We start from the raw sequence: 13,446 nt of genomic DNA, 5'->3' as shown, positions 1-13,446 counted from the left end.
GGATAACTATGGTTAAAATTCATCGTATTTGGTTCAATACGGAGAGAATGGACAGAGAGGATCACTACAAAATCACATTATTCAGTCGCCCTCGTGTATCTATTCATGTGGACGAGTACATTTGGAGTTTCATCGAAGAAAACATTGTGAAGCCACACAAGCTTATGCGCAGTGAGAAGCATGGGTATCTGTTGGACATTTCGTTTGACCAGTTTGACCCAGCAAAACACCGATATTATCCACTTTCCCCGTACAACGGGCCGCTTCGGGAAGGTGTCGAGATGGACAGCGCAAACAGAAGCTATTTCCGTGAGGACTTTGCAGGCGGCAAGGATCGGACTACCTGGTTCTCTCCCAATAAAATATGGACAAACTGCGGCGACAAGGTCCTGAATGTGGACATCAAAGCCGCCAATGTAAGCGAGAGCATCACCCCCAGAGAATACGCAGACTTGCTGTTCGATGGGATTGGGGCAGCATTGGTGTTTAACTTCAAAAGGCTCAAGCGCGAGGAGTTTGATGGGCTGAAGCCCAAGATTGACTGGAGCATCGTAGAAAGCTTCCCCTTTCCCGCACCCTTTGAGGAACAGCGGTACATTGGGGATGAAGGCGAAATTCATGTGTATTCCTGGGATGGCCGAAAGGAAACGACCCTTGTTGGTCCCTATTCCGTGCGGAAGTTGTACCTGGAGCATTTCGGAGAATCGTGAGGAGGAATTTTGCCGTGCAAGTCTGGTCAAAGATAGATTTTGACACTGGAAAGGTCATTTTTCTGGATGCCACGCGAAAAGAAGATATGCTGCAAGTGGAATATCCGAACTGCTTTCTGCTGGATATGGGCTGGTATCAGGACAGATACATCATTTCTGTCATTCATAACTTCGATTGGGCGAATCCAGTCCAGCAGTATGAAACGACAGAAACAAATCAGCTTCCCAAGCTGTTGACGGAGGCGGTTCGCCTTGTGGAAAAGGAATCACAGTCTGCCGGAGCAAATTGAAAGAGGTCTTGTTATGAACGAGAATTTATTTCGCCCACAATTTGATACATTAAAACTGTCAGATAAGCTCTGGCTGATGCAGACGCTGGCGACTCGTTATAATTTGACATTCAAAGAACTATACGCCTTTTCCCGCTGGGGACAAAGCTGCACCACCGGCCTGTTTGAAAAAGGTGGCCGGGAGTTTGTCTTTGTCCCAGGTGATACCGTGATTCTTGGCTGGGAGAGCTTTGTCCAAGGGATGGACAAGGCCAACCAAGAGGAACTGGCGGATATTTTTGCAGAAATCGAATATGAGGGCTCTGTGGAGGAATTTCTCCGGCAGGGCATGACCCCAGTACGCCAGGTGACCATCGGCCCCATGTTCGTAGGCAGAAAACTGGAGGAGATCGGCTGGGAAAGCGTACCTATGAACGACCCTCGCATCACCGCCCACCCCGACTGGCTGGAGAACTTGCAGAAGTGGGCGGGCCAGAACAGCCAGAGTTTTGAGATACATGAAACTGTCCGCTTTGAACGCAATGGTGATAGCTGGCGAGCGTGGCTGTGCCATCCCATGACCTACGCAGAGTTTCAGCGATTCCTGTTGTGGGAGGTGGCAGCCAGCCTTCCCACGCCGGATGAGTGGGCCTATCTGTGCGGAGGCGGATGCCGCACCCTGTTTCCCTGGGGGGATGGACTGGACCACAAGATGAAACTGCATCACTTTGAAAGCGAGGAAGATCAGGGCAAGCCATACAACATGGAGCAGGCTAACTTCTTTGGTCTGTCTATTGCCTACGACCCCTATAAGCGAGAGTTGGTAGACGGGAAAACATTGACCACCTGCGGCGGTGACGGTGGCTGCAATGTCTGCGGTGGCATGGGTCCTTTGCTTGGATATTTACCCTGTTCCCCTCATTGTAAACCGGAGGTTCGGGAAGATAATGAGATTCACAATGACTATGACTTTTTCCGTCCTGTTATCCGGGTGCAGACATCCGGGTGGAGAATGGTATCACCCGAAAATGAGAGGTGATATTGATGAAAAGCCGATTGGAGCAATTATTGGACGAGCTATTAAGACAAATTGATATACCTGCGATGGAGCAAGCCATGTCCAAGCAGTATAAGAGCCAGATCCGCAGACGCTGGGAACTTCCGGCAGACTATTGGATGCTGTTGGAGCGCTGCTGTGGACTGCGAACCGTGTGGAGCAATGATACCTATGAGGCCCTGGAACTGTGGGGACTGGATACCCTTGTGAAGGGCCAGGAGGGATACGCCTATAATCCTGTGGAACAAAAGGTAATTAAAGATTGGGACGAGCATCTTGTGGTGATTGCGTCTGATGCTGGTGATCCATACTGCCTGGACCTGCGACGGAACGATACATCCGTGTTCTGGGCAGAACATGGCGCCGGAACTTGGGACTTTCAGCCTGCCTTTGATTGTTTGGAAGATTTTCTCGAAAGCGTTTTGGATGTACCCAAAACGCAGGAATATGAAACAGCATATCCCTATCACTACATCCGCCTGATTGTAACCGGGATTTCCGACACCAAAAAGGCTCTGGTGTTTCTAAAACAGCATTTTGGCGACAGCAGCTTTCAGCAGACAAAAGACAGGCTGAAAGAACTGCCGCTCTTGATCTATTCCGGTCTTGATACCGGAACCGCCCCGCAGGAAAACTCTCTTGACCGCTGGGGATTGATGTACGAAAAGCAGCAGATTTCGTTGGAAAAGTTTCTGGAAGATCAAGCATATATCCGCAATCTGTAAGGTCGAAGCTGCGTTGTGCAGGTGCGATTCATCGGCATTGGAGCCCGCTAAAGACAATCCAAATGAGCAAAGTACACAATGATGTGATTTTTGGAGGAAGTCATGATCAAAGCAATTATGAAAATCCATACCACTTCTTCTTCGGTTACATTTGTATGTGGCGATGTTGCTATTATTGGAAACGGTGAGTTTCGGGCTTCATCAGGAAAAGTGGATGGCTTTATCCTGTATGCCGACACTTTACAGTATGAAAACGGGGCGAAGCTCTCACGGGATGAACAGGAAAATTTGAAGTGCCTGTATCAGCACTTTGTATTGAACCGTGAAGATTTCATAGACTGGGATATTTGAAAAGAGATTTCCCCATGAAATGTTAGCAGATTGAGCACAGGAGTAAGGAGGAAAGCTATGGAATGGCCAAAACGGGCGCGGACAGCGGATTGGGAAAATGGTGTCCTGGCCTTAGATAGAGAGAAACAATTTGAAGTCCCGAAGCTGACCGCAGAGATCATGGAGCGGTTGGCCGGTTACACCCTGGTGGGCTTCCATGTGAAAGGGTATCCGGTGACGGATGAACTGCTTGCCCCCTTTGCCGGGCATAAAAGTATGGTCAACTTCGGCGTGGAGAACAGCGCCCTTACCGACGCCTGTTTCCCCGTTTTTTCCGCCATGTCCAAGCTGCGCATCCTGCTGCTGACCGGGAACTCCGGAATCGACGGAAGCGGCCTGTCCGCCCTGCAAAGCTGTAAGCTGGACCTGCTGGCCCTTGACCACACTGGGCTGGATGATGCCGGTCTGCTCCAGGCGGCTTCCATCCCCAAGCTATCCCATATCTGGATCGACCATACTGCTGTCACTTATGAGGGCTTGCTGGCTGTCGCCGGCAACAACTACATCAAGCCGGTGGTCCATGTGCAGTTCACCAAGGAGCAAATGGAACACTTCTCTCAGTTCCAGCGAGAAAAGGCCAAAAAGCCCGTCCAGCTGGATGAGCAGGCAGCGTCGGAATGCCGCAGGGTGTTGTCTGCCTTCTTTGCCGAGATGACAGAATGGGAGCAGTACATGGAGCAGGCTGGGTTTGAAGATCCCGAGGCTGTGCCCCGCCTGCTGGCGATCTGGGAGAAGTATGTGAGCGAAAAACCCCGTCCGGGCTATCTGCCTCTGGACCTCTCATACAGTGCCCAGGGCACCTACAAGGGGGAAGAATTCCTTGACGCGGAACAGATCACTAAGAACAAGCTCTACATCTACACCAGAGAGAAAAATACCAGCTTTGACCGCCGCTTTCTCATGAAGCGCGTGGGCGAGGGTTGGATGATTGACGCGGTGCAGGAGCGGCTGGACGGCTGGCAACGGACAGGATTGTAAGGGAGGCATAATGGATGATATATAGGTTTACGGAAGTATTAAACGATCTTGTTAATTATTTTCTCCTTGGTGACATTTTGTTGCTGGAGGACTGGAAGCAGGCAAATCATCTTTCAGATGATTTAGCGATGGAGTTTACCACAAACGAAAGCGGCGACAGGATATTTGCCGAAGGAATTGTAATCCCAATGACCGGTATTGAAAACTATCCCTATACCATATTGTTCAATCTCTCTGGTGATAGACCGGAGCTGTGCAAAGAAAGAAACCGATTGCAGCTTAGAAAAGGTGGCTATTCCCTCAAAGTAGATCATAATATGCTGATGCTTTTTACATGGCCAATATTGGAACAGTTTACGCCTGAAAAGGTGAAAGATCTGATTTCTTACTATAGAGTGCATAAGAAGCCGATGATTGAGCTTGCAAATGGCTGGTATCATATCGAGATTTTGGGTGGAGAAACCTTGCAGGACGGGGACTATGAACCTACATTTGAGTTTGTGATACAACCAGCCACAAATGAAGAAGCCACCATAAATGCAGATATGAATTTTAGCTTTGAAATTACAATCTCTGCTTATTAGTGAAACCTATCCCTACCGAAGATGGAAAAGGAGGTCATGATATGGATTTATTGAAACAATGCCAGCAATGGTTTGAACAGGATGAAGCGCAGAAGGTAATCGACACCCTGGAAGCGATTCCTGCCGAGGAGCGCACCCCGGAACTGGACAGCGAATTGGCCAAGGCATATATTGCTGTTGCACATATAGGAGAACGGGAGCCTTTTGAAAAGGCGCTGGAACTTCTGGCTCCCCATGAGGAGTATTTTGCCGAAGATCACTGCTGGAATTATCGGATCGCTTCCGCTTATTATTTTCTGGATGAGGAAGGCCCTGCCCTTCGTTACTTTGAAAAGGCTCTGAAAGCCCGCCCCGGAGACAAAGATACTCAGGAGTACATAAACGATTGCCGCCGTCGTTTGTCCCTGCCCCGCTTTGAAAAGAACTTCCGTGAAAGGACGCAGGAAGCATGGGCAGCCTTTTCTCAAATTGAGGCAGAACTGCGTCAAATCATAGATACTGACGAAACACATCAGCGCGGCGAAGAACTGGTTGAAAAATGTGGGAATGCACTCAAGACGGCCCTGCGTGATACTTCCTTTGAACTGGGCTTCAATGGCGAAAAGCATGAATTGATCCTCAGTCCAGAGGGGCTTCGCTCCCGCCTGTTCCCGTTGGTGTACTTCCAGAAGCAGGCCCCGGAATCGGTGCTTGAGCATTGGAATATCTGGGTAGGCCGCCAGCCCTGTGAGGGGTTCGAGCTGCGGGCTGGAGAGATCGAAGTTCGGGCTGATGATGTGCAGATGTGGGCAGAGGAAACAGAGGATCATCAGGTAAGTCTGGTCCTTTACTGTGAAAAGCTGACCCCGATCTTGAAAGAGGACACAGACAAGGTCTGGTGGGCACTCTCTATGCTGGTGGATCAAACTATCGGAGAAGTTTCCGCTATCGCCTTTGTTGCTGGGTTTGATGTTTATGCTCAGCCGAAAGACGAACCGGCCAAGCTGCTTTCTGAACTGCCGGAGTTGCTGCAAAGCATGGGACTTTTTCTCTGGCGGGATGGCAGCGACTACCTGGAAAACAGCTACCTTGCCTATGAACTGAAACTGGTGGAGGACCCGGAGGCTGACTGGCGGCTGGATGTTTATACTGGAAGCTGCCGCCTGCCGGTGCTCATCAACGACTACCTGACTGCTCGCAGTGATATGGTGGATGAGTACCACAAGGATGGCATTGCCGCTGGATTCCTCCTGTACCCGCTGTCCGGTTTTACCGGTGAGGAACGAGTGAAAGCTATTCTGGATTTCCGGGATAACCTGCGGGATGCCATCCTACGGGATGCAGGAGAGGAAGCCGTGACCTTCCTGGGTGGGGCCACTGGTCTGTATTGTGGGTATCTGGATTTTATCGCCTGGGATCTACCCGCTGTACTAACAGCGGCACAGGCATTCTTTGAGGGAAGCGACCTGCCCTATGCTCACTTCCACGCATTTCGGCGGGATGTGGGCGGTGTGCCGCTACTGGACGAGAAAGAACCGGAGCCTGATATTCATGAGGAAACTGGCTCCCTGCTCTCGACAGAGGATATTGAAATACTGGAGTCCTTTGACGAAGGAACTGCCGCTTACTTTGGGAAAATGCTCGACTGGCTGGAGAATTTTATCAAAAGCGGCGTAGAAGAAGGACGATTCAGCGAAAAACAGGCTCACCAGGATTTACAGATTGCCCTCTGGTATGCCTTTGCCTGCCTTAACCTGGACGATTACATCCACTACTACCGCGCTGCGGAATGGATGAAGGATTCGGAGAAAAACGCCACGGGCTGCGCTACCTGGTACTACCGGTATTCTGTGGCGTTGATGTATTGCGGCAGGCTGGAAGAAGCACTGGAATATGCGGAGCGGGGCGCTCTGGAGGAGCCGGACTACCCCTGGATCTGGCTCCATCTGGGCAAGCTACGGGCGCATTTTGGCGATAAATCCGGTGCGCTGGATGCCGTCAAGCAAGGATTAAAACTGGAACCGGGAGATTATGAGTTCCTGACCTTAAAAAAAGAGATCAAAGCCGGAGCCACCCTGGAACAGATGGAATATCATTGGATCAATCCCGATGCTGACCAAACGCTCCAGCGGGGACTGGACGAGAATGCGGATGATAAACAATGCGCCATAGCCTGCATTCGGGTGGACGAAGCGGGACTTGCCGAATTTTATGAACTGTTCCACCCAGAGCGGTATAGCTATAAGAAAAATTCCCCCTGCTGTGAATTCCAATACCCGGTGAAGGAACATCTTGTGGAGCTTTCCTTCCGTATGAACGAAGCTGGACTCTCCAAGATGGGAACCGACTGGCTGCGGCAGCTCAAGGAACGGCTGGACAGCGGTGAATGGCTAACCCACACCCCTGAAGGAGAACCAGAGGGCATTCTAACAGGTGTGTTTGTGGACCAGACCCGCCGCATTGGTCTTGTCTATCAACAGCCGGGAGACGATCAGTATTTTCAGATTTTCCTGAACCCGGACGGCACGAAGGCGGATGCCTTCTGGTCCTCAAGAAAAAACAGCGAGCCGGAGGTTTATTCGGAGGATGAGATGTCTGCGATAGAGCAGCACATCAAAAACACCTTTGGTGAGTTTGAGAATGTGTTCCATGAGCTGGTTTCCCCTGACATCCATGTGGACATCTGCGTTGTTCCTCCCTCTGATGAGCGGGACTATTACACACTGGTAACGATGGGCATGGGTGCTCACCGGATGAATGTGCCGGAGGAACTGGCGGAATACAAGCTGGAGCGAGCAGAGCTGGCCATCGCTCTGCCACCGGATTGGAAACTGGATGAGGAATCCCTGAAGGATGAGCGGTGGTACTGGCCGATTGGTCTCTTGAAAGTGTTGGCACGCCTGCCTATTTCCAACGATACCTGGCTGGGCTTTGGCCACACAATGGATAAGCAATCGCCGTTTGCAGAGGATACGGAACTCTGCGCCGCACTTCTGGTAGGTCCGCAGGATGTTGTCTGGAACGGAGGTGAAGTCTGCACTTTGCCGAGCGGCGAGGAGGTCAACTTCTATCAGGTGATCCCGCTCTATCAGAATGAGATGGAGTATAAGATGGAGCATGATGCGGACGCTCTGCTTAAAAAAATGGCAGGCATCAGTTTTGTGGTTAATCCCACCCGCCAGAATGCCATCACCAGAGGCACCCTTGGCGGGGATGAAGAAGATGACTATGTGGTGGAAATGGACGATGCTGCCTGGCATCTGGAAACCATTGAAGAAAAGAACCTGCCGGTGGATGAAAACAACGCCTACAACCACATGGCCATTTACCTGCGTTGGTGCATGGAGCATGACCTAGTGGGCGAAGAATTCCTCGCTGAGTACGGATCTGTGGTAGAAAAGGTAAAAGCTGATCCTGCCAATGTGGATCTGCGTGAGTTTATCCGGGATGAGCTGGATGGGCAGCTGGTCGGCCCGCTGTTCAATAAGATTGGCCGAGCATTTGCTTCCTACTACTATGGGGAGGCAGACAGCCCTTACTTCCCCGGCGACATTGACAACTATGCCTTAGAATATTTTGGCTCAGAGCAATATTATTCAGATAAGTTCCAGGACGAAGCCTACCTGTTCATTCCCTTTGATGAAAACTATTACCAGGCTATGGCAAAGGTCATGGAAAAACGGTTCGTCAACTGGCAGGGACAGAGTTTCGATGAGGCCACTCTGGAACCTTCCGAGGTGGCTCAGGCCATCATGGAGTATCTGGACTGTGAATGTACCTATTTCCCCTCAATGACGGATGATGACCCCATCATGTCGGCATATAACTATGCCAAACGGGAAAGTCTCAAAGAGGGCTTTGTGCCGGTTCTCATTAAGGCGGATGACGAAACGCTGTTGGAATGTCTGGTGATGAACGCCGACCCGGATAATGATGCGGACATTTACGAATTTGACCTCAAAACCGTAACGGAGTACCGGAAGAAGATGCTCTCTGCGCCCATCAAGGACGGAAAGGCAGTTTTGGAGGAATTGACCGGCCAGCGCAAGGAAGAAGCTGAGGATGACGATATGGACTGGGATGAGGAAGTCCTGGGCGAGATGGAGGGCGGATATGATAACCGTCGTTTTTCAAGCTACTGGAATTCCGATAATGATATGACCTATCCTCTCATTCTGGCTAAAATCCCCGTGAAGAACCCTTGGGAGCTCTTCGCCTGGCTGCCCTTCGGAAACTGGAACGAGTGCCCAGACACGCCGGAACTGATGGCGGTGGCCAAATACTGGTTTGAGCAGCATGGGGCGGTGCCCGCTGCAATGAGCCACGATGAGTTGGAATTCCTGCTCCCGGCCCCTGTTTCCCAGGAGAAGGCCATGGAGGTCGCCGCAGAGCAGTACGGTTTCTGCCCGGACATCGTGGATCAAGAACAGGATGACCCCACTGTGGGCAATCTGGCGGATGTCCTGAGGCAGTCTACCGTCTGGTACTTCTGGTGGGATTGAGCAGAAGGATATGTCTATGAAGGAATATTTGAATACAAATTTTTCAGATATAGTTTATGGCGAAAATGGATTTCTTGTGGAACTGCGTTGTAATAACACATTTCAGGTGCAGTTGTTTGGAAAAATAAAAGCCTATCTTCTTGAAAATCAACCAGCATGGAAGGCAGCGGGAGCTATCCCCATCCCTGACGCAGTCGCCATATTTAATCTAATTGATCAGTTAGCTGGGGGAAATCGGTTTTGGGGCGAGGAAACAGGCCGCCAGGCAGAAGATGCGCTTTTTGAACTACAGGAAATAATCGGTTCATTAGAGGAATCGCCTGAGTGTGAGTGAAAGGAGGATTTTATGGGATACGATGTGAGTTTTCACCCGATTTCCCCAGAAGAAATGCAGGAATGGTATTTTACCCCGCTTTCCTGGGTCCAGCAGGGGCAGGAAGAAAAGGTGCTGGCTCTTGCCGCACAGAATGGGATAGAGGATTTCTATGCGGAAAAATATCTGGATACCTTGCGGGTCGGTGCGGGGACAGAGCCGGATGAATTGTTTGACAAGAGCCACGGCTTTTATATTGCGGTGATCCAGGGATTTTTCCGGGATTACTATTACACTAGAGGGAGCGGTTTTTCCTTTTTGATAGAGGAGAAGCCAGAATATGCGCGCTACTTTACCTCATGGGAACAGGTGGTGCCAACAGCTTTTCCAAATCCGGCAGAAAATCAGATCATCGAAAATTACTGCTCCGGTGTGTACCTGTCTCCGGAACAGGTCACACAACTTCTCCGGGATCTGGAACTGGAGCCAAAGGTACGGGAAGACCTGGAGGGGCTTTGGAGCGATGGACAGTTTGCAGTGCTGAAAAAGGCCCTCACTGCCGCGGCGGAACTGGGTGTCGGCCTGCTGGAAGCTACCGAGGTGGTGGAACCAAACCCCATCTCCCCCAATGAGAGTACCAGCTATTCCAACCTGTACCACTGCGACCGGGACGGGGTATATCTCTACATAGATACTGTTAGTGGTCAATTGGCGGATGCGATTGGGAAAAGCGAAGGACGAACATAAGCAGTTGGCGACATTACGGCGCTCCAGATGGCCAAGGAGTTCTTCGAGGGCAGCGACATCCCCTGGGCCAGCTTCCACACCTTCCGTCGGGAAGTAGGCATTGTTAATCTGAAAACGCCGTCCGAGGAGGAACCGGACGCTGATGGGCATGGACTATAAGGAGCAGTCATGATAGAAAGAACCTTTATTAACCCCGCCACAAACAAACAGTGGAGGATTGAAATTGACGGATATACCATCCGAACCTGTTTGAATGGCAGGAAGGTCAAGGAGATTCTGTGCGACTCCACCTTCCAGGTCAAGAGCAAGGCGGCCAGCGCCATGATGAGCCAGATGCGGAAAGGATTCGTCTATCAGAATCCGGATGCCGCCGTTGGCGAAGCGCGGTGCCATCGGTTTATTGGAAAGGACAGCAACGGCTTCATGCCTTTGGCTGCCGCCCTCACACGGGATGACTTCTTCCTGACGCGGGTGGTGGGCGATTTTGAGGATGAGATCCTCTATCACTTCGATGGCAGCGGGGAGATCCTTGAAACGGTCTCTCTGGGCGGCAAGCGGATGACCTATGAACAGGTTCTCTGTCCCAATGATACTCTGCTGCTGAACAATAGCTATCTTTTGGAGCAGTTCTCCCTCCGCACCCATGAAATTACGCCTTTTGCCAATAAGAAAAACAGCATGAAGGCCATGCTGGATGCCAGCAGCGACCTGGCCCTGTGGTACACGGGCGAGGAGATCGTCATCTTTGACTTTGGCAGCAACACAGAGGTGTGGCGGGAAACGGTAAAATGCAAGAAGTCTAAGAACCCAAATTTTGCCTATTGCTGCTTTGGGATGCTCTCTCCTCGGCAAAGCAAAGCGGCCTACCGTGTTACCGAGGGTGAGTATGTGCTGGTCGATTTGAAGTCCGCCCAAAAAGTAGTGATCCCCAATGAGGGCGGGCATCCCTTCTTCTCCCCGGATGACCAGTGCTTCTCGGTGGGCGGCAGGTTCTATCTGATCCAGACCGGAGAGGAGATGGACAATCCTTTCCCGTTTTCTGTCCGGCAGGGGCTGGTTTTTTCGGATACCTGCACGGCGCGGACAAGGGGCAGTCTGATGGCCGTTCAGCAGGATCGGGGCAGCTCCCCCATAGAGCTGTGGGATACCGGCAGCGGCCAGCTGCTGGCTACCATTGATGACCCCTTTGTGGTGCGGCAGGTGAATTTTGCCTTTACCAAGAGCGGTCTTGTCCTGCACACCGATTACGGGGCCATGAGCATCTATTCCTGCGCCCTCTGAAACGGAGGAATGAATGATGGATCATGAGAGGAAAGAGCTTTTGGCTCAGAAAAAAGCGCAACTTAAAGTAAAGCAGCAAAGAGCAGAAATACAGCAATACAAGGACCATTTCACGAAAAGTATCCAATATTTTTCTCAAAAATACCGATACGCAGATGAAGCGGAAGCAATCAAACTGGAAGCTGTTTCCGGAAAAGAAGGAACAATCCAGCTGCCCAGAGGGGTGCTGGACATCCACATGGGGAACTATGCCTCGGGAGGACGCTGAATGAACGGCGTTGTGCTCCTGGTGGGCGGACTGCTGCTTGTGGCGGTAATCAAGCTGATTATGGATCGAAATTGGATTGGCCTACTTCTCTGTGCTGTCGCCCTGCTTCTGGTCTTTGGGGCTGGACACCATACAAAATAGGCCATTTTAAGAATCGAGGAGGTGAAGTATGCAGAATTCAACAAATATGAGGATACTGGAATTACTCCGGTTTCTCTATGCGCGGACCGACGAAAATCATCCCGCCACAGTATCTGACATCATTGCCCATCTGAATGTAAAAGGAATTCAGGCAGTGCGGCAGACTGTTTACGCGGATACCAATACTCTGATCGATGCAGGGATTGATATTGTGGTGGTCAAGAGTACCCAAAACCAATATTTTATGGGAAGCCGACTGTTTGAGTATCCAGAACTAAAAATGCTGACAGACGCAGTAGCTTCCTCAAAGATTATTTCTGCCAAGAAATCCGAGGAGCTGGTGCAGAAATTATGCTGTTTAGCCAGCACACATCAGGCAGAGCAGCTTCAAAAATTTGCTGCTTTATCCAGCCGTGTCAAACCGCATAATGAAAAGGTTTACTATATCATTGATAATATCCAAACAGCGATTGGAAACCATCAGCAAATTCGGTTCCAATACTATGAATATACTCAGGAAAAAAAGAAAATCTTAAAGCACGATGGATATTATTATGTCGTAAATCCCTATGCGCTTGAATGGAAAAATGACCATTACTATTTGATTGGATTTTCTCTGAAGCATCAGAAGATTGCTCACTTCCGTGTAGATCGGCTAACAAGTGTAGAAAATCTGGAAACTTACTTTATGCCGATAGAGGGATTTGATGTAGCCTCCTATACAAATAAAATGGTTGATATGTTTACATCGGAGTCATCGAAGGAAGTAACCCTTCTATGTGAAAACGAATTGATGAGAGTAATTATAGATCATTATGGAGAAGATGCTGCTGTTGATAGGTATGATGATACACACTTCACAGCCAAAATTGAAGTGAACCCCAGTGGAACTTTTTATGGCTGGATATTCAAATTCAAAGGGAAAATAAAAATTCTCTCTCCCAAAGAGTGCATTACGGAAATGCAGCAAATCGCTCAGGAATTTATATAGTGCAAAAGAGGTGTTATTGATTTTTAACACCTCTTTTCAAATGGAATTTTTGTCCTTGAAGTGAACGGATGTTCGATATACAATATAAGCAAGATGTTCGCAGTTCGTCGAACAAATGAGAGGTGAATGCTGTGGGCAATATAACTTTTGGATCATTTATAGCTGAGAAACGCAAGGCACATAAATTCAATTTACGCGATACAGCCAAGCATTTGAATATTGCTTATGGCTATCTGTGTGACATTGAACAAAGCCGCCGTCCTGCTCCCACTGGAGATTTTGTGGAACGCATCTCTGCCTTTCTGAATTTGGATAAATCAGAACATGAGTTGCTTTTGGATCTGGCCGCAAAATCACGCAATACAGTATCTGCTGATTTGCCAGACTATATCATGGAAAAAGATATTGTTCGGGCGGCCTTGCGTGTGGCAAAAGAAGTAGACGCTACCGATGAAGAATGGCAGACATTTATGAAAATGCTAAAGGAGCGTAAACGATAGGGGGGATAGCT

At 49.8% G+C, this 13,446-nt stretch carries 14 protein-coding genes and 1 pseudogene; all 15 read left to right on the top strand.

What is annotated here, in order from left to right; translation table 11 throughout:
• The first annotated feature begins 8 nt into the window (after positions 1–8).
• A complete protein-coding gene (locus tag ACESON_RS07845) occupies positions 9–710 on the top strand; it encodes a hypothetical protein (protein WP_148337536.1) in 702 nt (233 codons plus the stop codon).
• Positions 711–724: 14 nt separating this feature from the next.
• Positions 725–1,000: a hypothetical protein gene (locus tag ACESON_RS07840; protein ID WP_227898881.1), complete on the top strand. Its 276-nt coding sequence runs from the start codon at positions 725–727 to the stop codon at positions 998–1,000.
• A gap of 13 nt (positions 1,001–1,013) precedes the next feature.
• Positions 1,014–2,018, top strand: a complete 1,005-nt coding sequence (locus ACESON_RS07835; RefSeq protein ID WP_373109163.1) for a hypothetical protein — start codon at positions 1,014–1,016, stop codon at positions 2,016–2,018.
• A 5-nt stretch (positions 2,019–2,023) separates the two neighbouring features.
• Positions 2,024–2,761 carry an SMI1/KNR4 family protein gene (locus ACESON_RS07830; protein WP_278849519.1) on the top strand — a complete coding sequence of 246 codons (738 nt, stop codon included), beginning with the start codon at positions 2,024–2,026 and terminating at the stop codon, positions 2,759–2,761.
• A 102-nt stretch (positions 2,762–2,863) separates the two neighbouring features.
• Complete coding sequence (locus ACESON_RS07825; RefSeq protein ID WP_006354168.1) at positions 2,864–3,112, top strand: hypothetical protein; 249 nt, start codon at positions 2,864–2,866, stop codon at positions 3,110–3,112.
• A 57-nt stretch (positions 3,113–3,169) separates the two neighbouring features.
• The gene (locus tag ACESON_RS07820) at positions 3,170–4,129 is read left to right on the top strand and encodes an NTF2 fold immunity protein (RefSeq protein WP_278849521.1); all 960 of its coding nucleotides are present in this window, start codon (positions 3,170–3,172) and stop codon (positions 4,127–4,129) included.
• A gap of 14 nt (positions 4,130–4,143) precedes the next feature.
• Positions 4,144–4,713 carry a hypothetical protein gene (locus tag ACESON_RS07815; protein ID WP_278849523.1) on the top strand — a complete coding sequence of 190 codons (570 nt, stop codon included), beginning with the start codon at positions 4,144–4,146 and terminating at the stop codon, positions 4,711–4,713.
• A 2,540-nt stretch (positions 4,714–7,253) separates the two neighbouring features.
• Positions 7,254–9,194, top strand: a pseudogene (locus tag ACESON_RS07810) (suppressor of fused domain protein); the annotation flags it as partial.
• Between the two features lie 16 nt (positions 9,195–9,210).
• A complete protein-coding gene (locus ACESON_RS07805; protein ID WP_117929925.1) occupies positions 9,211–9,528 on the top strand; it encodes a hypothetical protein in 318 nt (105 codons plus the stop codon).
• 12 nt (positions 9,529–9,540) lie between these two features.
• On the top strand, positions 9,541–10,254 hold the full coding sequence (locus tag ACESON_RS07800) for a hypothetical protein (protein WP_278849528.1): 714 nt from the start codon (positions 9,541–9,543) through the stop codon (positions 10,252–10,254).
• 168 nt (positions 10,255–10,422) lie between these two features.
• Complete coding sequence (locus tag ACESON_RS07795) at positions 10,423–11,535, top strand: hypothetical protein (RefSeq protein ID WP_278849529.1); 1,113 nt, start codon at positions 10,423–10,425, stop codon at positions 11,533–11,535.
• Between the two features lie 13 nt (positions 11,536–11,548).
• A complete protein-coding gene (locus tag ACESON_RS07790) occupies positions 11,549–11,803 on the top strand; it encodes a hypothetical protein (protein ID WP_278849530.1) in 255 nt (84 codons plus the stop codon).
• Positions 11,804–11,944, top strand: coding sequence for a hypothetical protein (locus ACESON_RS07785; protein WP_165860625.1), 141 nt, complete (start codon positions 11,804–11,806; stop codon positions 11,942–11,944).
• Positions 11,945–11,972: 28 nt separating this feature from the next.
• Positions 11,973–12,935, top strand: coding sequence for a YafY family protein (locus ACESON_RS07780; RefSeq protein WP_227116958.1), 963 nt, complete (start codon positions 11,973–11,975; stop codon positions 12,933–12,935).
• Positions 12,936–13,066: 131 nt separating this feature from the next.
• Complete coding sequence (locus tag ACESON_RS07775; RefSeq protein WP_117504955.1) at positions 13,067–13,435, top strand: helix-turn-helix domain-containing protein; 369 nt, start codon at positions 13,067–13,069, stop codon at positions 13,433–13,435.
• Positions 13,436–13,446 lie beyond the last annotated feature (11 nt).

It is taken from the genome of Lachnoclostridium sp. Marseille-P6806, from assembly GCF_964238185.1.
Classification (GTDB): Bacteria; Bacillota; Clostridia; order Lachnospirales; family Lachnospiraceae; genus Brotaphodocola.
The sequence above is the reverse complement of the archived record's forward strand: the minus strand, read 5'-3'. Positions and strand labels throughout refer to the sequence as shown.

Bases quoted from the DNA above. Each gene is read 5' to 3' on its own strand.
- ACESON_RS07780 (WP_227116958.1), top strand. From the start codon at position 11,973: ATGCAGAATTCAACAAATATGAGGATACTGGAATTACTCCGGTTTCTC.
- ACESON_RS07790 (WP_278849530.1), top strand. From the start codon at position 11,549: ATGATGGATCATGAGAGGAAAGAGCTTTTGGCTCAGAAAAAAGCGCAA.
- ACESON_RS07795 (WP_278849529.1), top strand. From the start codon at position 10,423: ATGATAGAAAGAACCTTTATTAACCCCGCCACAAACAAACAGTGGAGG.
- ACESON_RS07830 (WP_278849519.1), top strand. From the start codon at position 2,024: ATGAAAAGCCGATTGGAGCAATTATTGGACGAGCTATTAAGACAAATT.
- ACESON_RS07805 (WP_117929925.1), top strand. From the start codon at position 9,211: ATGAAGGAATATTTGAATACAAATTTTTCAGATATAGTTTATGGCGAA.
- ACESON_RS07800 (WP_278849528.1), top strand. From the start codon at position 9,541: ATGGGATACGATGTGAGTTTTCACCCGATTTCCCCAGAAGAAATGCAG.
- ACESON_RS07785 (WP_165860625.1), top strand. From the start codon at position 11,804: ATGAACGGCGTTGTGCTCCTGGTGGGCGGACTGCTGCTTGTGGCGGTA.
- ACESON_RS07825 (WP_006354168.1), top strand. From the start codon at position 2,864: ATGATCAAAGCAATTATGAAAATCCATACCACTTCTTCTTCGGTTACA.
- ACESON_RS07845 (WP_148337536.1), top strand. From the start codon at position 9: ATGGTTAAAATTCATCGTATTTGGTTCAATACGGAGAGAATGGACAGA.
- ACESON_RS07835 (WP_373109163.1), top strand. From the start codon at position 1,014: ATGAACGAGAATTTATTTCGCCCACAATTTGATACATTAAAACTGTCA.
- ACESON_RS07815 (WP_278849523.1), top strand. From the start codon at position 4,144: ATGATATATAGGTTTACGGAAGTATTAAACGATCTTGTTAATTATTTT.
- ACESON_RS07820 (WP_278849521.1), top strand. From the start codon at position 3,170: ATGGAATGGCCAAAACGGGCGCGGACAGCGGATTGGGAAAATGGTGTC.